General features: G+C 60.7%; 18 protein-coding genes, 1 tRNA gene and 1 riboswitch. Of the genes, 9 read left to right on the top strand and 10 right to left on the bottom strand.

All coding sequences use genetic code 11. The features are described 5' to 3' along the window. Positions 1–155: 155 nt before the first annotated feature. The 4 genes from RCAS_RS00635 to RCAS_RS00620 form a co-directional block, all read right to left on the bottom strand. Positions 156–773, bottom strand: a complete 618-nt coding sequence (locus tag RCAS_RS00635; protein WP_011997660.1) for a GNAT family N-acetyltransferase — start codon at positions 771–773, stop codon at positions 156–158. Further along, positions 770–1,534, bottom strand: a complete 765-nt coding sequence (locus RCAS_RS00630; RefSeq protein ID WP_011997659.1) for a Uma2 family endonuclease — start codon at positions 1,532–1,534, stop codon at positions 770–772. Before RCAS_RS00630 ends, RCAS_RS00635 begins: the two co-directional genes overlap by 4 nt. Continuing rightward, on the bottom strand, positions 1,527–2,888 hold the full coding sequence (locus tag RCAS_RS00625; RefSeq protein ID WP_011997658.1) for an aspartate aminotransferase family protein: 1,362 nt from the start codon (positions 2,886–2,888) through the stop codon (positions 1,527–1,529). The genes RCAS_RS00630 and RCAS_RS00625 overlap by 8 nt, the downstream gene beginning before the upstream one ends. 131 nt (positions 2,889–3,019) lie before the next feature. Continuing rightward, positions 3,020–3,229 carry a hypothetical protein gene (locus RCAS_RS00620; protein WP_011997657.1) on the bottom strand — a complete coding sequence of 70 codons (210 nt, stop codon included), beginning with the start codon at positions 3,227–3,229 and terminating at the stop codon, positions 3,020–3,022. Positions 3,230–3,631: 402 nt separating this feature from the next. Between RCAS_RS00620 and RCAS_RS00615 the strand changes: the two genes are divergently transcribed. The 4 genes from RCAS_RS00615 to RCAS_RS00600 all read left to right on the top strand — a co-directional run bounded on the left by RCAS_RS00615 (position 3,632) and on the right by RCAS_RS00600 (position 8,517). Continuing rightward, complete coding sequence (locus tag RCAS_RS00615) at positions 3,632–4,543, top strand: carbohydrate ABC transporter permease (RefSeq protein WP_011997656.1); 912 nt, start codon at positions 3,632–3,634, stop codon at positions 4,541–4,543. Between the two features lie 227 nt (positions 4,544–4,770). Continuing rightward, entirely contained in the window at positions 4,771–5,670 is a 900-nt protein-coding gene (locus RCAS_RS00610) for a carbohydrate ABC transporter permease (RefSeq protein ID WP_011997655.1), read from the top strand. 420 nt (positions 5,671–6,090) lie between these two features. Further along, on the top strand, positions 6,091–7,458 hold the full coding sequence (locus RCAS_RS00605; protein WP_011997654.1) for an ABC transporter substrate-binding protein: 1,368 nt from the start codon (positions 6,091–6,093) through the stop codon (positions 7,456–7,458). 303 nt (positions 7,459–7,761) lie between these two features. Then, on the top strand, positions 7,762–8,517 hold the full coding sequence (locus tag RCAS_RS00600) for a SpoIIE family protein phosphatase (protein WP_011997653.1): 756 nt from the start codon (positions 7,762–7,764) through the stop codon (positions 8,515–8,517). A gap of 123 nt (positions 8,518–8,640) precedes the next feature. On the opposite strand, the gene RCAS_RS00595 is transcribed toward RCAS_RS00600, so the two are convergent. From RCAS_RS00595 to RCAS_RS00570, 6 genes are all read right to left on the bottom strand, one after another. Continuing rightward, a tRNA-Glu gene (locus tag RCAS_RS00595) sits at positions 8,641–8,717 on the bottom strand. 98 nt (positions 8,718–8,815) lie between these two features. Then, positions 8,816–9,661: an MgtC/SapB family protein gene (locus RCAS_RS00590; RefSeq protein ID WP_232280112.1), complete on the bottom strand. Its 846-nt coding sequence runs from the start codon at positions 9,659–9,661 to the stop codon at positions 8,816–8,818. Positions 9,662–9,943: 282 nt separating this feature from the next. After that, positions 9,944–11,281, bottom strand: a complete 1,338-nt coding sequence (locus RCAS_RS00585) for an ABC transporter ATP-binding protein (RefSeq protein WP_011997651.1) — start codon at positions 11,279–11,281, stop codon at positions 9,944–9,946. 17 nt (positions 11,282–11,298) lie between these two features. Continuing rightward, a complete protein-coding gene (locus tag RCAS_RS00580; protein WP_011997650.1) occupies positions 11,299–13,314 on the bottom strand; it encodes an ABC transporter permease in 2,016 nt (671 codons plus the stop codon). 197 nt (positions 13,315–13,511) lie between these two features. Then, a complete protein-coding gene (locus RCAS_RS00575) occupies positions 13,512–13,883 on the bottom strand; it encodes a hypothetical protein (protein WP_011997649.1) in 372 nt (123 codons plus the stop codon). Positions 13,884–13,930: 47 nt separating this feature from the next. Beyond that, the gene (locus RCAS_RS00570) at positions 13,931–14,143 is read right to left on the bottom strand and encodes a hypothetical protein (RefSeq protein ID WP_041330108.1); all 213 of its coding nucleotides are present in this window, start codon (positions 14,141–14,143) and stop codon (positions 13,931–13,933) included. 465 nt (positions 14,144–14,608) lie between these two features. Beyond that, positions 14,609–14,775, bottom strand: a riboswitch (M-box (ykoK) riboswitch). Between the two features lie 504 nt (positions 14,776–15,279). Between RCAS_RS00570 and RCAS_RS00565 the strand changes: the two genes are divergently transcribed. The 5 genes from RCAS_RS00565 (at position 15,280) to RCAS_RS00545 (ending at position 19,818) form a co-directional block, all read left to right on the top strand. Next, positions 15,280–15,882: a hypothetical protein gene (locus RCAS_RS00565; RefSeq protein WP_011997647.1), complete on the top strand. Its 603-nt coding sequence runs from the start codon at positions 15,280–15,282 to the stop codon at positions 15,880–15,882. Between the two features lie 44 nt (positions 15,883–15,926). Continuing rightward, positions 15,927–17,045: a PHA/PHB synthase family protein gene (locus tag RCAS_RS00560; protein ID WP_011997646.1), complete on the top strand. Its 1,119-nt coding sequence runs from the start codon at positions 15,927–15,929 to the stop codon at positions 17,043–17,045. Between the two features lie 32 nt (positions 17,046–17,077). Next, a complete protein-coding gene (gene fabG / locus RCAS_RS00555; RefSeq protein WP_011997645.1) occupies positions 17,078–17,818 on the top strand; it encodes a 3-oxoacyl-ACP reductase FabG in 741 nt (246 codons plus the stop codon). Positions 17,819–17,947: 129 nt separating this feature from the next. Further along, positions 17,948–19,474 carry an FGGY-family carbohydrate kinase gene (locus tag RCAS_RS00550; protein ID WP_011997644.1) on the top strand — a complete coding sequence of 509 codons (1,527 nt, stop codon included), beginning with the start codon at positions 17,948–17,950 and terminating at the stop codon, positions 19,472–19,474. Beyond that, positions 19,471–19,818, top strand: coding sequence for a DUF952 domain-containing protein (locus RCAS_RS00545; RefSeq protein WP_011997643.1), 348 nt, complete (start codon positions 19,471–19,473; stop codon positions 19,816–19,818). Before RCAS_RS00550 ends, RCAS_RS00545 begins: the two co-directional genes overlap by 4 nt. The last annotated feature ends 12 nt before the right edge of the window (positions 19,819–19,830 follow it).

The following is a 19,830-nucleotide window of genomic DNA, read 5'->3' as shown; positions in this document are numbered from 1 at the left end:
GCGCTTCACGGTTTTGCTGTTCACAAGGGGTTCTTCCCCTCAAACCGCTTTACTCAATACTCCATTACGCCATTTCTTAAACATCGTACCGTGTTGTGCCGTGAAGCGCCAGGGAAAAAGTTCCCCCATATCCGATGCCCGCACCCGTTCCCGCGTCACCCCCGGTTCTCCCAGACAATCAGTGTCGAGTCATTGCCCAGTTCGCCTGCCTCGATATAATTGGGCAGGATGCCGCGCAGTTCGAAGCCTGCGCGCAGTTGCGGCGTCAGCGTCGGGTCGGTCAGAAGACCGGCAGCGACCGCCTGCGCATACTCCAACGGACTCATCTGGTCGCGGTAGCGCACATATCCGGGAATCATGCCGCCGCCGACCATACCGCGCAACCCCAGGCGTCGCACCAGGTCTTTGCGCGCATTGTAGAGCATGCGTGAAATGCCGCGCCCCCGATAGTCGGGATGCACGCTCATATCAGCGCCGTAGAGCCATTCTCCCTCTGGATCATGGTTAGTGAAAAAGTTCCCGGCGACGATCCAGTGGTAGGTGTGCGGCGCCAGCGCGATGGCGCCGCTGATACGGAATGTACTGCTCTGCCCGACGACTCGATCCCCATCGAGCGCCACATGCTGCCCTTCGGGGAAAAGGCGCAACTGTGACTCGAAATGCTCACGCCGCATCAGTTCGTGGTCGGCGAGCGTTGGAAAGCAGATGCGCTGATGCTGCACCAGTTGGTCGATATGCTCAGGGCGCGTGTTGACGATCACAATCTCGCTCATACGTCCTCACCGCGTAACCGTTGCAGTTCGACGCGGAGTCGTTCGAGTTCCGCTTCGGCGGCGCGACGCGCTTCCGCCTCACGCCGCGCCTGTTCTTCGGCGAGCCGCGCCTGTTCTTCGGCGAGCCGCGCCTGTTCTTGCGCCGATTGCGCTTGGGCAAGCGCGTCCTGCAAGGCATCGCTCAGGTGCTCAGTGCGCACGACTTCCTTCCCGGTTGTCAGGTCGATCAGTCGGAGCATGGTATCGTCACGATACAGTTTCAGCCCCAATTCATGGCTGATAATGCTGCCATCAGCCTCGAACGGCAGTGCTGTATATTCGCCATCGATCAGGGTAAAACCCTGCAAAGGCGGCTTCAGATACTCACCCAGCGGATCGAACAGAAAATACTCGCGCACACCGAGCATTGCATAGAGAGCGCGTTTGTTGCCTTTGTCCTCCAGACGGGTCGAGCGCGAGGTCATCTCCATCACAACACATGGAGCAGCACCCTCCTCCCACAGTTTATAGGTGCGGCGCAAGCCTTTACGAACTCCCTTGACCACGAACACATCCGGCGACACGACCGCTGAGGGGTTGCCTTCCTCATAGTAGAACATCAGGTTGCCGCTCACATAGATGTCCGGCACGTGACGAAAATGCCGATCCAGCGTTTCGACAATGTGCAGGATTTCGCGGCGATGAACGTCGGTCTCACCCACGGGTTTGCCATCGCTTTCAGGGTATTCAATAACAGCGGGCGCCGTGATTACTTCAGCCATGCCCTCCTCCTTTCTGTTGCGCAACCACGTGCAGCGCCTCCTCCAGCACATCGAGTCCTTCGTGCAACTGATCGTCGGTGATAACCAGCGGCATGAGCAGGCGGATGCAGTTGGCGTACAGCCCGGCGCGCATGGTGAGCACTCCATGTTCGGCGCAGTACTGCACCACCTCCAGCACCTCATCGGCTGCCGGTGCGCGGGTGGCGCGGTCTTTGACCAATTCGATCGCCAGCATCGCGCCCAACCCGCGCACATTACCGACCAGCGGAATGTCGCGCAGCCAGATCGCGCCACGCTCACGCACTATTGCGCCGATCTGCTTCGCCCGGCGCAGCAGTTCGCCATCGTCGAACATCCTCACCACTTCGAGCGCCGCGACACATGCCAGCGGGTTGCCGCCATAGGTGCCGCCAATACCGCCGATGTGCGCTTTGTCCATGATCGCTGCGCGCCCGGTCGTCGCAGCGAGCGGCATCCCGGCGGCAATCGACTTGGCGCTGACCAGGATATCCGGTTCGACCGCCATCTGCTCCATGGCAAACAGTGTACCGGTGCGCCCGAAGCCACACTGCACCTCATCGGCGATCAGGATGCTTCCGTTGCGCGTGCAGAAATCGCGCAGGCGTCGCATGAACTCGCGTGGCGTCGGGATAAATCCGCCTTCGCCCTGCACCGGCTCGATGATAACCGCCGCGATCGCTTCTGGACCTACGTGCGCCACCAGGATGCGCTCGAATGCTTCCCAGCAACGTTCGACCGCTTCTTCCTCGCTCACCCCCATCCGGTAAGCAGCGGGAAACGGTGCGCGGTACACTTCGGGCGCAAACGGTCCGAAGGTCTTTTTGAACGTGTACTTGCTGGTGAGCGTGAGCGTCAGCAATGTGCGCCCGTGGTACGCCCCTTCGAACGCAATGATCGCCTGGCGACCGGTCGCGGCGCGGGCGATTTTGATAGCGTTTTCAACTCCTTCGGCGCCGCTGTTCGACAGGATCGTCTTACAGGGACCACTGATCGGCGCAAGTGCATTGAGCCGTTCGCACAGCGCAATATACGGCTCATACGTCCCGACGAGCGCCGAAAAGTGGATCAGTTTCGCTGCTTGCTCCTGAATCGCCGCGACGACCGACGGCGGGCAGTGACCGGCGTTCAGCACGCCGATTCCGCCGACAAAATCGATGAACGTGTTGCCGTCGACATCCGTCACCAGCGCGCCTGAGGCGCTTTCGATGGCGATCTGATGCGCTTTGTAGAGACCGTTCGGCACTGCTGCTGCGCGTCGTTCAAGCAGTTCGCGCGAACGCGGTCCCGGGATCGTGGTGCGGAGGATGATGCTGCGTGTTGGCGTGGCAGTCATGGCGAGTCCTTTCTCTGGCGGCAGGGAGAAGAACAAGCCAGCAGCCGACGACTGCTGGCGATGCCGCATTCCAGTCGCTGGCGCTGCGGGAACAATGGTGACTATAGCACAGGTTCAGGGCGCCGGCAAGGTTACTCTGGTTCGTACCCGCTTGCATCTTCGATAATGACCTCATACTCATCGTCGCGGCGACGGAAACGGATGTGCCGCGCGCCTTCAATGCCGCGCCGCCGGAGTTCGGCGGCGACACGCTCACGGATTGTGGGCCACAACCCGCCTTCGCCGCTATAGTAGCGCCGTAGCAGCGCCGCCAGTTCCTCATCTGCCATCCAGCGCACCATGGATCATCCTTCCAGTGGGGCTGCATCTCAATCCTTCTTGCTATGATGATACTCCATCGCGCCGGAAGATGCCAATGACGGCAGCCCGTGGTCGTGATGTCTCAGGAACCACCATGGGGCGCCGGCTTCTTCACCATGGCATACTGCCCAATCTGGACCGGCAGCGTATGCGCAGACGTGAACGCCTGCTCCAAAGCCAGACACCGACGGTTAATGAGACATTAAGTCTGACTTAACGTATGGTTGGTGAGCACTTAACGCTCATGCGGTACCAATAGACGTGCTGCATTGACATCTTCATACCTGCACCTGGTGTTGCACCCGCACGTTCCCCAATGGCGATCAGGAGCGGCGCTGCACTGATGTGAGTTGCGCCACCGTTGCAGTCGATATGCTGAGAATATGAGTGTGTTCTCTGTGCCGCGCCTGCGCGCCAATGCGCGCGAGTGGCGTGAAAGCGTATTGTTTCTCCTGTTGGTAGGACCGAACCTGCTGCTGCTCGCAGCATTTACGTTCTGGCCCATGATCTACAACGCCTACCTGAGCACGATCAGTTGGAACTTTCTCAGCCCGATCCGCCGTTTCGTCGGTCTGCGCAACTACGAGACCGTCCTGAGCAGCGAGATTTTTCGTGTCGTGTTAATCAATACCGCAGTGTTTACGGTTGTGTCGGTGGCTGCCACGATGGCGCTCGGTCTGGGGCTGGCATTGCTGTTGAACCAACCGCTGCGCTGGCGCGAAGGCACGCGGGCAGTGCTCTTCACGCCAACCGTTCTTTCGGGTGCGGCGATTGCGATTGTCTGGATCTACATCTTCGATCCGCGTTTCGGGCTGCTGGCGCAGATCCTCGGCTGGTTCGGCATTCTTTCGCCGAACTGGCTTGCCGATCCAAACTGGGCGATGACGGCGCTCCTGATCGTCTATATCTGGAAAAATACCGGCTATGCCGTTGTCATCTATCTGGCAGGATTGCAGACAATTGACCGGACGCTCTACGAAGCAGCCCGGATCGACGGCGCCGGACCGTGGGGGCAATTCTGGCATGTGACGCTTCCCGGTCTGTCGCCGATCATCTTTTTCCTGCTGGTGACGAGTATTCTGGCATGCTTCCAGGCGTTCGACATTATTCGGGTGATGACCGACGGCGGACCGGTGAACGCCACCAATATGCTGGTGTACCACTTGTACGAACGCGGTTTCATCCAGTCGCAGGCTGGACCGGCAGGCGTCGTGGCAATGGTGATGTTTGTCCTGATGTTGATCCTGACCCTCCTGCAATTGCGATTTCTAGAGCGACGGGTGCATTACAGTTGAAGGCGGGAACGTTACCGGTATGAAGGTGGAAAGGTCGAACGCTGTGTGTTACGTATGCGAAGGGGGCAAGTAGCCGCCGGTGCGCCCTCAAAGGGTAAAGGCGCGAGGGATGCAAGGCGTATGGCGCTGAGCGCGGCTGAGGGTGAGAAGCGCAAGGGATGCAAGGCGAGTGGCAAGGGGCAAGAGGAGCGATTCGCGGTTCTCAGTTCTCGTAACCCCTGAAATCTATGGAACAGCAAGCAGGTCTCCAACAACGGGCAGCGATGAAGCGACACGGGCGACGCCAGCGCGCACGCGCCTTGCAGCAGCGCTTGCTGTGGCGCATGGCGGGATACGCAGCGATCATCGTCTCGGTGCTGGTGATCGGACTGCCGATCTACTGGATGCTTGTTGCATCGCTCAAGACCAGCCGCGAGATTTATATCGTGCCGCCGACCTGGATTCCGCTCAATCCCACGCTGGACAACTATCCTGACGCGTGGAGAGCAGCGCCGTTTGCGCGCTACTACATTAATAGCATCATCGTAACTCTGGCGACAACCCTCTCGAAGATGACGCTGGCGGTGCTGACGGCGTATGCGCTCGTATTCCTGCGTTTTCCCGGCAAAAACATCGTCTTCCTGATCGTCCTGGCGGCGCTTATGGTGCCAGCGCAGATCACGATTGTGCCAAACTTTCTGACGATGGGTGATCTTGGACTGGTCAATACCTACTGGGGGCTGATCCTGCCCGGTGCGGCGACGGCGTTCGGAACTTTCCTCATGCGCCAGTACTTTATGACGTTGCCGCGCGAAGTATTCGAGGCAGCCGAGATCGACGGCGCCGGTCACATGCGGCGTCTGTGGGAGATTGCCGTGCCGCTGGCAATGCCCGCGCTGGTGACAACCGGTCTCTTTGCGGTCGTCAATGAGTGGAACGAGTTTCTCTGGCCCCTGATCATCACCAGCACGGAGGATATGCGCACCCTGCCGATTGGTGTGGCGCGCCTGCTCGACCAGGAAGGTTTGGCGCGCTGGGGCGTGGTGATGGCAGGAACCATGTTCGTTGTACTGCCGGTGGTCGTCCTTTTTGTCTGGGCGCAACGCTACATTGTCGAGGGGATTGCTGCCGGAGCGGTGAAAGGGTAGGGTTACAGATTGAAGGTGGAGAGGTGCGTAGGGGCAAGCGGGCCGCTTGCCCGCACCTGACGAGTGCGAAGATGGTTCTCTCTGCGCCCTCTGTGCCTCTCTATTTCTGGATCAAAAATACTCATAAGCGTGGGCAGCAGTGCGAAGATGGTTCTCTCTGCGCCCTCTGTGCCTCTCTATTTCTGGATCAAAAATACTCATAAGCGTGGGCAGCAGTGCGAAGATGGTTCTCTCTGCGCCCTCTGTGCCTCTGTGGTTCAGAAAAAACGGCAAGCGGAGTGGAAGGTGGGAACGTTGTAGATTACAAGGGTTTTGACAAAGGGTTGAGGGTTGAAATGACCGGTGTAGTCCACGTGATTACACCGGTCGTATCAGGCGTCAACCTCAAACACCGATGCTGACGAGAGGAGAGAGGAATCCATGGCAAAGATCAACCGACGACAATTCCTGCGTGGTGTTGCAGCAGGCGCCGGTGCGCTGACACTGGCGGCTTGCGGCGGCGCAGCGACTACATCGCCGACCGGTGAGCCTGCTGCCCCACCGGCGACTGCCGCGCCGCCAACCGCGATGCCTCAGGGATCAATGGGATCAACCGTCGAAATCACATACTGGGGATCGTTCAGCGGCGTTCTGGGTGAAGCCGAACAGGCGACCGTCGAGACATTCAACAGCATGCAACAGGATGTCAGGGTCAACTACCAGTTCCAGGGCAATTACGAAGAGACTGCGCAGAAACTGACCGCTGCGGTTCAGGCGCGGCAGACCCCCGACGTCAGCCTGCTCTCGGATGTCTGGTGGTTCTCGTTCTACATCAACGGTCAGTTGCAGCCGCTCGACGACCTGATGGCAGCCGAAGGGGTCAAGCGCGAAGCGTATGTTGATGTGCTGCTCAACGAAGGTATTCGCAAAAATACGGTGTACTGGATTCCGTTCGCGCGCTCGACGCCGCTGTTCTACTACAACAAGGACGCCTGGGCGGAAGCCGGTCTCGACGATCGCGCGCCGAAGACGTGGGAGGAGTTTATGGAGTGGGCGCCGAAACTCAACAGAGAAGGGCGTTCGGCTTTCGCCCACCCTGGCGCCGCCAGCTACATCGCCTGGCTCTTCCAGGGGGTGATCTGGCAATACGGCGGTCGCTACAGCGACCCCGACTTTACCATCCGCATCCACGAAGAAAATGGCATCAGAGCGGGCAACTTCTACCGCGATACGACCCAAACCTACAAGTGGGCGACGACGCCGAAGGATGTAACCCAGGACTTTGTCACCGGGCTGTCAGCCAGCGCGATGCTGAGCACCGGCGCGCTGGCAGGCGTTGAGAAGAACGCGCAGTTCCCGGTTGGCACCGGTTTTCTGCCGGAGGGTCCGTCTGGCTTCGGATGCTGCACCGGTGGCGCAGGCATGGCAGTTCTGTCCGGATTGCCCGCCGAGAAGCAGCAGGCTGCGATGAAATGGATCGCCTTTGCCACCGGTGATGAGTGGGCAGTAGACTGGTCTCAGCGCACAGGGTACATGCCGGTGCGCAAGGCGGCAGTCGAGTCGGAGCGCATGAAGCAATACCTCGCCGAACGACCGAACTTCCGCACCGCCGTCGAGCAACTGCCGAAGACACGTCCGCAAGACTCGGCGCGCGTCTACGTTCGCGGCGGCGACCAGATCATTGGCAAGGGGCTGGAGCGCATCACGATTGCCGGCGAAGACCCGGCGAAGGTCTGGATGGATGTCAAGGCGGAACTTGAAGAGACCGCGAAGCCAACCGTCGAACTGCTGAAGACGGTTGAGGGTTAGGGTGAAAGATGAGGTGGCAAGGGAACCAGGAACTGAGAACTGAGAACCTGGTTCCCTGCCCCTATCTTTCCCTCACTCCTCATCGGTGCGCGGGCGTCCTTGCCCGCCACCCACTCGCGCCGGGCAACATGCACCGGTCTGACGGGCACATGGCAGGTGCGCCCCTCCGTGTCCCATGCTACCTTCCTTCAACTGCACCCTCTCTTGCCTCTCGCCTCCCATCCCTCTTGCGATGACTTCTCCATCGTTCTACAATGAAGAAAGAAATGTTCGAATCGCAATGACATCCATGTGAGAACAACCATGCTGCACATAGATATCGCCGTTGTCAAAGTTCCCCGCTATGGCGCTTCTGAGAGCGGCGACACCCTCGAAGTAATCGAGCGGCCCGGCGGCGGTCTCTCAGTCGTTCTGGTGGACGGGCAGGGGAGCGGGCGCGGCGCCAAAACGTTGAGCAACCTGATAGCCACGCGCGCGATTTCGCAACTCAAAGATGGCGCGCGCGACGGCATAGTGGCGCGCGCCGTCCACGACTATCTGTACACCTATCGCATGGGACAGGCGTCTGCCACGCTCAACATCCTTTCCATCGACTTCGCCAGCGGCAGTCTGCGCGTCTCGCGCAACAACCCGGCGCCTTTCTTCGTGCTGAGTGCGGAACAGGTGCAGTTGCACAATGAACCGTCGACACCCATCGGATTGTATCCGTCGACCAGGCCGGTGATCACCGAATTGGCGCTCCATTCCGGGTTGCAGATTGTCATGTTCACCGATGGGTTGCTCAAGGCAGGCGAACGGTATGGCGTCGATATGGAGCTTGGCAACTACCTGGCAGGGTGGCGCAGCGAGTCTGATGATCCTGCCACGGCGCTTGCTGAAGCGTTGCTCAACCGTGCGATGGAACTTGATCGGAACGAGCCGACGGATGACATCAGCATTGTGGTTGCCGCTGTGGTAGGACGCACAAGCCCGCACCGCGCCCGTCGCATGACGGTCAGCGTTCCAATTGAGCGGATCATCGAGTGCCACGAGGATGGGGGCAATGGTGTCGGTGATTGACGAATTGCGATGCAGACCGCAGCGACGTTGCGCAGAGGAGAGACGTTACAATGCAACGTCTATCTATAGAGAAGGAATCACCGTTCTTCGTGATCCTTCGTGTTCTTCGTGGATTAGGAACCCTGGCGCCCCCGACGGGATTCGAACCCGTGATCTCCACCTTGAAAGGGTGGCGTCCTTGGCCTCTAGACGACGGGGGCGCAACGCCGCCATTATACCAGAGATTTCCTCGCGGGCAAACGCAAGCGCATGCTTCAGAGCGCAGGGCGGGTCTGAGACCATGATGAGAGACCAGGCATTACGCGCGCGGCGCTAGCGTTTTCTCTTTTTCGTCCGAGTCGTTGAGATCCCGCAGCAGGTCATCGTCACTCAGGTTGAGTGGCGCCACTTCTCCCTCTTGCGCTTCAGCCAGTTCCTCGTCATCGGAAGGTTCATCCAGCGGCGCGACAGTGGTATCGACCTGCACGACATACTTTTTGAGCGTCAACAGTTGCTTCGCCAGCAGCGGCGCCTGATCGGCGGTGAGCGCCCGGGCAAGTTCGACATCCAGCAGCGCCGAGGTTCCAGCGCCGGGCAGCACCGTGGCGCGTTTGACCGGCGCACCCAGGCGAGCGAGCGCATCGAGCGCCTTTCCGACGGCGCGGTTGTCGTCGTGCAGGTGGATGCGGAGCCGGCTCACCGGACTGCCAAAGTTGAGCCGCATCTCGAACCACTCAAGAATCGTCAGTGTGACCAGGAACAGCACGGTGCCAGCAATCGCCAGCCATCCCAGCCCGGTCGCCACCGTGACGCCAATGCCAGCGCAGCCCCACAGGGTGGCAGCAGTCGTCAAACCGCGCACCGTCGTGCCGTGGCGCAGGATCGCACCAGCCCCCATAAACCCGATCCCCGAAACCACGTAACTGGCGACCCGCAGCGCATCGCGCTCGCCGGTCAGGTCGGCAAAGCCATATGCCCCAGCCATCGTCACTAGGCAGGCGCCCAACCCCACCAGAATATGCGGGCGAAAGCCGCTTGCCCGCTCGTGACCCGAACGTTCAAGACCAACCAGCCCACACAGTATCATCGTTAGCACGAGCCGAAAGATCACATCAAGATTGATCGGTCCCAGCAACCGCACGAGTTCGGTGACAATATCCTGCATAACACCTTCTCCACGCATCTCCTCTCCGCCTTGAAGCGCCGCTGTCGTCGAGAAGCCCGTCACAGCATGAAAGAGCCGCGGTTACCTGAAGCCAATCCCCGCTATGGCGACATTCCAGCGCCTCACACATCTTTATGATAAACGAAGATGGCGAAGCTATGAAATCCAGACATGCCGCTGTTGCACTCCCAGCGAGTCACACTTTGGCGTATATGGTGGCCCACAAGGGGCGCCTCTACAGCGTTCGTCCATCGCGTGCGTCCCACATGACCATCACCTTCGTCACCCGCCATTCTCCGGCAGGCGCAGCCGCCCCTCGCGCGCGTCGTACTCGAAGAGTTCGGCGTAGCGCCCCCATTCAATTGCCGTATCGAGCGTGCGCGCTGCCTCTTCAGCCCCCATGAAATCTTCCAGTTCCGTAAGGAACCGCTCACGCGGCGCACGATGGTCGGGCCGGGTGGCGAGCACGCGCCGGATATGCGCCACCAGCGGCACACGATTCATCAGGTGCTCGGCAAAAATGACCTTGCGCTCCTGGATGTCGCTCCGCGCCAGTTTCACGCCTTCCGGTAGCAGGGTGATGTCCCCTTCGCGGGTCTGCGCGAAGCCCAGCAACTCAGCCGCATCGGTGATGACGAAGAGATCGTCCGCATCGAGTTGCATCTCCGCCACCAGCGCCGGCAGATCGTCACGTCCGCGATCCGGACCGGCTTCCACTCGTTCGATCAACCCGATTATCTGCGCCACCTCCGCTTCCGGGAGCCGCATACCAAGGCTTGCATGATCAATCTCAACCGCTGCGGCGCCGGCAAATGCCGCCTCCGGCGTCGTCATCGCCCGGTAGATCGTCTCGACGGCGGCAAGAAACGCGGGATCATTGCGATCACGCGGGCGCGGCAGGTCGATCTGCTGGCTGCTGATGATCCGTCCCGGATTGGAACTGAGGATGAGCACCCGATCAGCCATCAGGACCGCCTCATCGATGTTATGCGTCACCATCAGGATTGCCCGCGTCGGAATGCGTCGCTCTTCCCACAGATCGAGCAACTCGGCGCGCAGGTTCTCGGCAGTCAGCACATCGAGCGCCGAGAACGGCTCGTCCATCAACAGCACGTCGGGGTTGGTCACCAGGGCGCGGGCAAACCCGACTCGCTGGCGCATGCCACCGGACAACTCCTTCGGATATGCGCTTTCGAATCCGTCGAGACCGATCAGATCAATCGCCCCCAGCGCCCGCCGCCGCCGTTCGCCTTCCGGGACGCCCTGCATCTCCAGGCCGAGTTCGACGTTCTCCAGCACCGTCAGCCAGGGAAAGAGAGCAAACGACTGGAAGACCATCGCCATCCCCGGCATCGGTCCGGTCACCAACCGGTTGCGGTAGCGCACCTCGCCGCTCGACGGGGAGATCAGCCCGATCAGGCAGCGCAGCAACGTCGACTTGCCAGAGCCGGAGCGACCCAGCAGTGCGACAATCTCGCCTTCTGCCAGGTCCAGATTGATGGTATCCAGAACCAGCAGATCGTTTCCTTCGGGGGTCTTGAAGATTTTATGCAGATTGCGGGCGCTCAGGATGACTTTTCCGACGCTCGCTGTCGTCTTTGGTGTAAACGTGGTCGCCATCGAAGTTCTCCTTTCGACTAATCCAGGCGGAAGCGCGTTTCAGCCAGGGCGTAGAGCCATCGCCAGAACAACCGGTTGAACGCCAGCACGAGCGAACCCATCACCAGCATGCCCAACCCGACGTGCGGATTGAACTCGCCGGTGCTCCAATAGGCAATGTAGGCGCCCAGACCGCTCAAGGTAAGGGTCGTAGCGCCCCACGACACGACCTCGGAGACGATCGAGGCGTTCCACGATCCTCCCGATGCCGTAATTCCTCCTGTGACGAACGCCGGGAAGATCGCCGGAATAATCAGTTTGCGCCACCATGCCCAACCCCGCAGTCCCAGCACCTGCGCCGCTTCTTTCAGGTCATTCGGAATGCTGACCGTGCCGGCGATCACGTTGAACAGGATGTACCACTGCGCCCCCAGGATCATCAGCGGCGCCTGGAACAGGTTCTGCGGCAACGCATATGTGGCAATGAGCACCACTGCAACAGGGAAGAGCAGGTTGGCAGGGAATGCCGCCGCGAACTGCGCCAGCGGTTGCGCGAACTGCGCGACCCGCGGACGCAGCCCGATCCAGACGCCAATCGGCGTCCATACCAGCGTGGAGATGCCGATCCAGATCACGACCCGCACGGTGGTGAGCAATCCGAGCCAGAGGCACTCCAACACCTCCGACCAGGCAACCTTACCGGCTGGCACCATCGGCGCCGCGCAGGCGGCGGCCAGGTCGTCCGGCGCTCCGACGCGCTCGTTGCGCAACAATGCCGCCAGATCTGCGCTTGCCTGCGTCCCACCAGCCGTCGCTGCGCAGACATCCGACAGCCAGACCGTCTGATCCGGGTTGACCGTCACCCCGAACGCGGCAAACTGGCGAGCGATCTCTGGATCGAGATCGGTGTTCACATTCGGGTTTGCCGCCAGCACGCGCCCGCTGGCGAATCCCAGTCCTGAACCGAACATGTAGGTCGCCAGAACCCAGACTGCCCACAGCGTCACGGCAATAACAATCGCGTACCAGACCCGGTCAATCGCCCGATCAATCGGCCGGGGGTCAGGTTGCACCTCAACCGGCGAACCGGGAACTTCTCTGACCGGGATGGTCGGGACGCTCCGCCGGATTGCGGCGCCGATTGCGCTCAGGCTGCCAGCGAACCCCGACCGCTGCAACAGGCGCAGCATCCACGACTGCGCCACTTCCTGCGCTTCGGATTGCTCGAACTTGAACTTTTCGGACCAGGCGACGATCGGGCGGAAGATCACCTGGTCATAGATCAAAATGATGATCAGCAGCGTCAGACCGGCATAGACCATGGCACCAATGTCCGCCTGTTCGATCGCCAGGGCGATGTACGAGCCGATCCCCGGCAGGTACTGGTCATTGTCGCGCCCGACCACCGAGATGACCTCAGAAGCGACCACAAAGAACCAGCCGCCCGACACCGACATCATCGTGTTCCAGATCAATCCGGGCATCGCAAACGGAACGTCGAGATTCCAGAACTTCTTCCAGGGCGAGAGGCGCAGCACCGCAGCGGCTTCACGCAGTTCCCTGGGAGTAGTAATCAGCGAGTGATAGAAACTAAACGCCATATTCCAGACCTGCGAGGTGAAGATCGCAAAGATGCTGGCTGCCTCAAGCCCAAGCAGGCTGCCGCGGAACATGCCGATAAAAATCGCCGTCGTCACCGTCAGAAAGCCGAGGATCGGCAACGACTGAAGGAAGTCCAGCGCCGGGATAATCACCGTCTCGGCGCGCCGCGATTTGGCGGCAAGCGTCGCAACCGTGAACGTGAAGAGCAGGCTCAACAGCACCGCCAGAAACATGCGGAACACCGTCCGCAGCCCGTAGTAGGGCAAATTGATCGGATCCAGGCTAACCGTCAGATCGGGCGTCGCGGCGACGTCGAACGGCTGAGACGCGCCCTGAAAGGCGATCGTCAGCAAGAGAATGATGACGATGATCAGCGGAATAACGACAACATCCCACAGTGTGAGTTTGAGGCGCGGGCGCAGCACGCCAGCATCGGGAAACATTACGCGCATGGGCAGCCTCCTAACATACGAAAGTTGAGCGACTGTCGTGTGTATCGCCGGTTGAAAGCAACGTCGTTGTTGCCAGGGGCTTCTGGTCATTTCAAGGCTTATCCGGGCCAGCCCGCGCAGGCGGGCTTCGCAGCCCGTAGCCTACGGCTTCAGCCACCGGACGTCTGGCGCTCGTCATCACAGCGGCACAGGGTTATTCAGATTCTCAGAAGCGCCATAGCCTCCAGAATCGCCCGCGCATCACGCTGCTCGGTCCACGCCGTCCAGCGCAGCGCAATCGTTGGACTACAGCGCGGTAGCAACCAGAGCCAGATGCGGTCGAAAGAGTCGAAACTTGCAGGCAACGGCGCGTGCAGCCGTGCCAGCATTCGCGCATACTGCTGCTGATGGCGAACTTCGTGTTCAGCCATGAGTAGCAACACGATTTCGCGCTGCTCATCAGGCGCCAGGGCTGCCAGGTGCCGATAGAGCGGCACAATCACCTGATGGCGGCGCCAGGCGCGCTGCACGGCGTCGATCAACACCCATCGCAGCATCGCCCTACGATAGAGGATCAGGGTAGCCAGCATATGCTTTTCTCCTCCAGATAAGCGCTTATTCCACTTCATCAACAGAATCAACCGGCGCCTGCCGCCTCAGGCGCTGGTTCCGGCATTCGCCCGCCGGGCGCGGCACGCTGCGGCATTGCGGCGGGTTGTGTCCGGCGACCATTGACCGACAGCAGTTGTGGCGTAGTGGGCGCCAGCGAGAGCGGGCGCAGCGTCTGCGGGCGCACGAAGGTCGCCGTCAGACGCCCGTCTTTGTTCATCGTCCAGCGAATCGTCAGCATCGCGGGTTCCCCCTTTCATCTTCCCGTTCATCGTGCACAAATGAAGAACTGTTTCCGTCGCAGGGCGCAACAAACCATGCGCACGATCAGGTGATCGGCGCTGACCGGCATCAGGCGCAGTGCAGAGCAAACCATACCCTGCCGTCTGGTCAGCAAGGGACAGACGCCCGCACGGCGCAAAACGGATTGTTGCCTGAAACCTGGAAGACAGCAGCGCAACGCCGGAGATGACGGATGTGCACCGGGCACATCGAGCGTGCGCTCAACAAACAACCCTGGCGCAGCACGCTCGCCAGGGTGTCACAGAGGAAGCGCAGACAACGCTACGCGACACTGGCGAGAGGAGGTGCGTCCGGGAATGCTGTTGCGGCGCTGCGCCGCTGACTACGATGACCGCCTTCGTCCATGATTTCGCCCCAAACAGAAACCCCTCCGGTAACGCCGAAGGGGTTGAACGCTCTCACGAACACTCCCCCTCCGGTTGAGCTTAAGCTGTCACACAACGTAGCGGCAGCGCCGCAGTTACTTTGGCAAAGCCCTTAAGCCGAGCCTGCTGTGCGCCCCTGAGCGTCTTTCGACGGGCCGGAGCAGTAACCTGTGTTTGCGTGAAGCCGCGCCTACCAGGGAGCAACCTCTCAAAACCACCCATATCCTATCTCACAAATCACAGGTTGTCAAGACCCATGTTGCTCCGGGGTGCAGGCATGATGTGTCAGGAAACGATGCTACGGCTGCCAGCGATTGAAATCGACCCTGATAGGCCTGCGACCGACCGTCCGCCTGCGCAGAGGGGAACGGTGGCCTCCACGCAAGGCGGACGCCCGGCGGAACGTCTGCCCGGCGCGACTTCAGTCGCCAGCCGAGGCGCATCGCAGCAGGGACGCGCTTCTTTGCCGCCTGACAATGCATGCCTGGACCCATTGCTCCAATTTCGTTGTATTACCGCAGCGCATACGTGTCCGAAAGATGTATCCTCTCTGTAACTGTTCCGACTACCCTCATGACAGAAACGGTTGCGCAGGGCGCGTCTTTTTTATCCCCTACGCGAACGCACGCCCGAAAGCGCCGTGAGACAACAACAGACCCCCAGAAATCCAACCCGCCCTTGTCGGGCGAACCTGTCGAAGGAGACGCTGATGGGCCAGAAAAACGGCTTCGATCCGAACGATCCGATTGGCAACCTGATCAAGGCCCGCGATGCAACGCTCGACGCGTGGGCCAAGGCCATGATCGACCTGGTCAATACCGAGACGTTTGCGCGCTGGGTCGGAGCGACGCTCGACTCGTACCTGATCGCGTCGGCGCCGCTCCAGAACCTGATCAACACCTCGATGAAGACGTCGCTGGCGCGGCTGAACCTGCCGTCGCGCGAGGAGCTCACCACCCTGGCGCGTCGGGTGACGAATATCGAAATGCGCCTGGACGATATCGAAATCAAACTGGATCAACTGGCGCATGCGTTGCGCACGCAAACGCCGGTGATTGTCGAGATGCTCGCCGAGCAACTCGAACAGAATAAGCAGGAAGGCGTAGAACTCAACGGTATGGAGCAGCGCCTGGCGGCGCTCGATCACAAAGCCGATCAGATGCTTCAGTTGATCGAGCGACTCCAGCAGGCGGCGCTCGAACCGGTGGACGCATCCCAGAAGCGCCGCAAAGCGCCGCGTCCGGCGCCGCCCGATCCGGAGCCGCCAACGCCTGAGGAGGTTAAGGAAGATCACGCCATCGAGGGCTTTTAAACCGGTGCGGTAGATGCCGCGTTTGAGTAGCAAGGAGCAGGTCAATGACGACGTCGCCTGAGACGACGCTCTTTCCCGTAGATCCGGCGACAGTGGCGAAGAACCTGTACGCCGAAGTTGAACGTTTGGGGAAAGCCTATGAAATGGGCGTCAAGATCGCCACGGGAAAACAACGGGCAAAGGTGGCGCAGACGCCAAAAGAGGCGATCTGGACGCTCAATAAGACCACTCTGTATCATTACTACCCGCAGGCGCCGGCGGAGAAGCGCAAACGGGTGCCGTTGCTGCTCGTCTTTGCGTTGATCAATAAGCCCTACATCTTCGACCTGCGCCCAGGCAACAGCTTCGTCGAATACATGGTTCAGCAGGGGTACGACGTCTACCTGGTCGATTGGGGCGCCCCCGGTCCAGAAGATGCGCACCTGACGTTCGATGATTATGCGCTCGAGTATCTGCCGCGTGCGGTGCGCCGCATGCAGATGCACAGCGGGCAGCGCGATTTCAGTATGCTCGGTTGGTGCATCGGTGCAACGCTTGCAGCGATCTATGCGGCAATGCGCCCGGACGACGGTCTGCGCAATCTGATCCTGCTGACGGCGCCGATTGATTTTTCCAACAAGGGCGCGATGGGTCCGTTTCCCAAGTGGCTGAAGGAGGAATATTTCAACCTCGACGCCATTCTGGAGCAGACGGGCAACTACCCTGGCGAAATGATCGATGTCGGCAGCAAACTGCTCAAGCCGGTCGAAAATCTGGTTGGTAATTACCTGCGCTTGCTCGATAACCTCGATGACCCGAAGATCGTCGAGTCGTGGCAGGCGATGAATACCTGGGTGAGCGATGGGGTGCCGTTTGCTGGCGCTGCCTATCGTCAACTGGTCGTCGATCTCTACCGCGAAAATCGGTTGATGAACGGTACCTGGATCATGCGCGGGCGCCCGGTCAACCTGGGAGACATCAAAGCGTCGCTGCTCAACATTATCGCGCGGCAGGATCATATCGTCCCGCCGTGCCAGTCGGAAACCATCCTGGATCGCGTGAGCAGCATCGATAAACATCAGATCATTATGCCAGGCGGTCATATCGGTATTATGGCTGGCAGCGGGGCGCGTCGTGGTCTGTGGCCGCAAATCGATGCCTGGCTCGCCGATCGATCGATCTAAATGACGGTTATCACGAACGAGGAGACAAGACGATGCGCCTGAAAGATAAGGTGGCAATTGTGACCGGTGCGGGCCACGGCATTGGCAAAGCGACTGCGATTGCCTTCGCGCGCGAGGGCGCGCGCGTTGCCGTCGTCGATATCAATATGGCCGGCGCCGAGGCGACGGTGGCTGAAATTACCAGACAGGACGGACGCGCGATCGCCGTCCAGGCCGATGTCTCTCAGGCGGCATCGGTGGAGTCGATGGTTGAGACGGTGCTGGCATGGGGTGGGCGGATCGATGTGCTGCTCAATAATGCCGGCATTACGCGCGATGCGCGCCTGGTGAAAATGACCGAACAACAGTGGGACGCCGTGATCAATGTCAATCTCAAAGGCGTCTGGCTGTGTGCGCGAGCAGTGGCGCCGCATATGACCGCGCAGGGCAGCGGGTCGATTATCAATGTCAGCTCGATTGTCGGTCTGTACGGCAACTTTGGTCAGTCGAACTATGCTGCCACCAAAGGTGGCGTCATTGCGATGACCAAGACCTGGGCGCGTGAACTTGGTCCCTCCGGTGTGCGTGTCAATGCGGTGACTCCTGGCTTTATCGCCACTGAGATGATCAGTACAATTCCCGAAAAGGTGATCCATACGGTTCAGGAACGCACGCCGCTGCGTCGCCTTGGCAAGCCGGAAGAGGTCGCCGCCGTGTACATCTTCCTCGCATCGGACGACTCGAGTTTCGTTACCGGTTCGGTCATTCAGGTAGACGGCGGTTTGCTCTGGTAGCTGCGCACTTCTGCTGGCATGTCCGTGCCGTTCTGGCAGCGACGTTTGGATGACGCCATCCGACGTCGCTGTTTTTTTGAGGTTTCGTTTGTGCTATGATTGTCATGCCAGTTGTTCACGAGAAACCATATGGCTGATGATCTGCTGCTGGGTATTGATGTTGGGACGACCAACATCAAGGCGCTTATCTTCACCACGAACGGCGCACTTGCGGCTTCCGCCAGCATTGCCACTCCCACCGAACGACCGCAGCCGGGCTGGGCGGAGCACGATCCCTCTGCTCTCTGGCAGGCAGTTGTCGATGTGATCCGTCGCGCGCTGGCATCCATCGACGATCCCCGGCGGGTGCGCGGGCTGGCAGTGGCAAGCGTCGGTGAAGCCGGCGTGCTGGTTGACGCGAGCGGTGCGCCGCTCACCCCGATCATCGCCTGGTATGATCGGCGCACTGCTCCGTATGTGCAACGCTGGAATGTGCATGATGATCCGTTGGAGACGTTTCGCCTGACCGGCATGCTGCCTGTGCCGATCTATGGAGTCTTCAAATTGCAATGGCTGCGCGACTATGAGCCGGATGGGTATGCCGCCGCGACAACCTGGCTGCACGTCGCCGATTATATCGCCTTTCGACTGTGCGGCGCGCGCGCAACCGATTACTCGCTGGCGTCGCGCAGCATGCTCTTCGACCTGCGCGCGCGCCGCTGGTCGGATGTGTTGATCGATCGCGCCGGGTTGCGCGGCGATCTGCTCCCTGAACCTGTGGCGAGCGGCACGCGCATCGGCGTGGTTACGCCGGAAGCGGCGGCGGCAACCGGGCTGGCGCCTGGAACGGTCGTCGGCGCCGGCGGGCACGACCATGTGTGCGGTGCGCTGGCAGCCGACGTGCGCCGCGCTGGCGATTGTCTCGACTCGATGGGCACAGCGGAAGCGGCGTTTCTGCCGCTCGATGATGTTCCGCTCGATGAGCGTCTGTTTATTGCCAATGTGTCGTCCTGGACGCACGTGACCTTCGGTGCGCACGTGGCGCGCGACCGCTATTACGTGATGGACGGGTTGTTCAGCAGCGGCGCGGCGGTCGAATGGATGCGCGGCATTGTCGCGCCCGGCGCATCGCTCCACACAGCAGTGGCGGAGATCGAAGCGCTGGCAGTTGCGGCGCCGCCGGGCAGTCTGGGCGTGCTGTTCCTGCCGCATCTGACCGCCGGAGAGCGGGGGGCGTTCGTTGGCTTGACCGTCAGCAGCGGACGCGCCGCGCTGGCGCGCGCGGTCTATGAAGGTCTGGCGTTCGAGTGGCGGCACATGCTCGACCATATGGAGCAGATGCTGGGGATGCGCGCCAGGACGATCCGCGCAATCGGCGGCGGCACGCGCCTGCCGGTCTGGATGGGTATCAAAGCCCATGTGTTGGGGCGACCGATCCAGGTGCTGGATATCGACGAGAGCGTTGCTCTGGGCGCTGCGGCGCTTGGCGGGATCGCTGCGGGCGTCTACGGCAGTGAAGACGAAGCGGTCGGCGCGTTGCGGGTGTGCGCGCGAACGGTCGCGCCTGATGATGCGCTGCACGCGCTGTACGAGCGCATCTACCGTGAAGCGTTTCTGCGCCTGGCGCCGGCGCTGGCGCCGGTGCACACTGCGCTGAACGAACTGGAGATGCCATGAGCGCAAGGATTATCTTCCATATGGCGCCGGCTGAACGTTGGACGATGTGGCCCGCGCACGAACCCTATGTTCCGGCAGAGTTTGCGGTGGATGGGTTCGTGCACTGCACCGAGGGCGAAGAACTGATGGTGCGCGTCGCCAATGCGCTGTATCGTGGGACGCCGGGCGATTTTGTGCTGCTGGTCATCGATGTCGAACGGTTGACCGTGCCAGTGCGCTGGGAGCGTCCTGCTGGCACACCCCTGGCGCCGCTCTTCCCTCACATCTACGGACCGATCAACCCAGAGGCGATTGTCGAGGTGCGGCGTATCGAGCGCGACGTTGACGGTGCATTTCTGCTATAATCAACGTATCAC

Origin of the sequence: Roseiflexus castenholzii DSM 13941 (assembly GCF_000017805.1) — a bacterium.
Lineage (GTDB): Bacteria > Chloroflexota > Chloroflexia > Chloroflexales > Roseiflexaceae > Roseiflexus > Roseiflexus castenholzii.
Note: the sequence above shows the minus strand (reverse complement) of the source record. Positions and strands in the feature narration are given on the sequence as shown.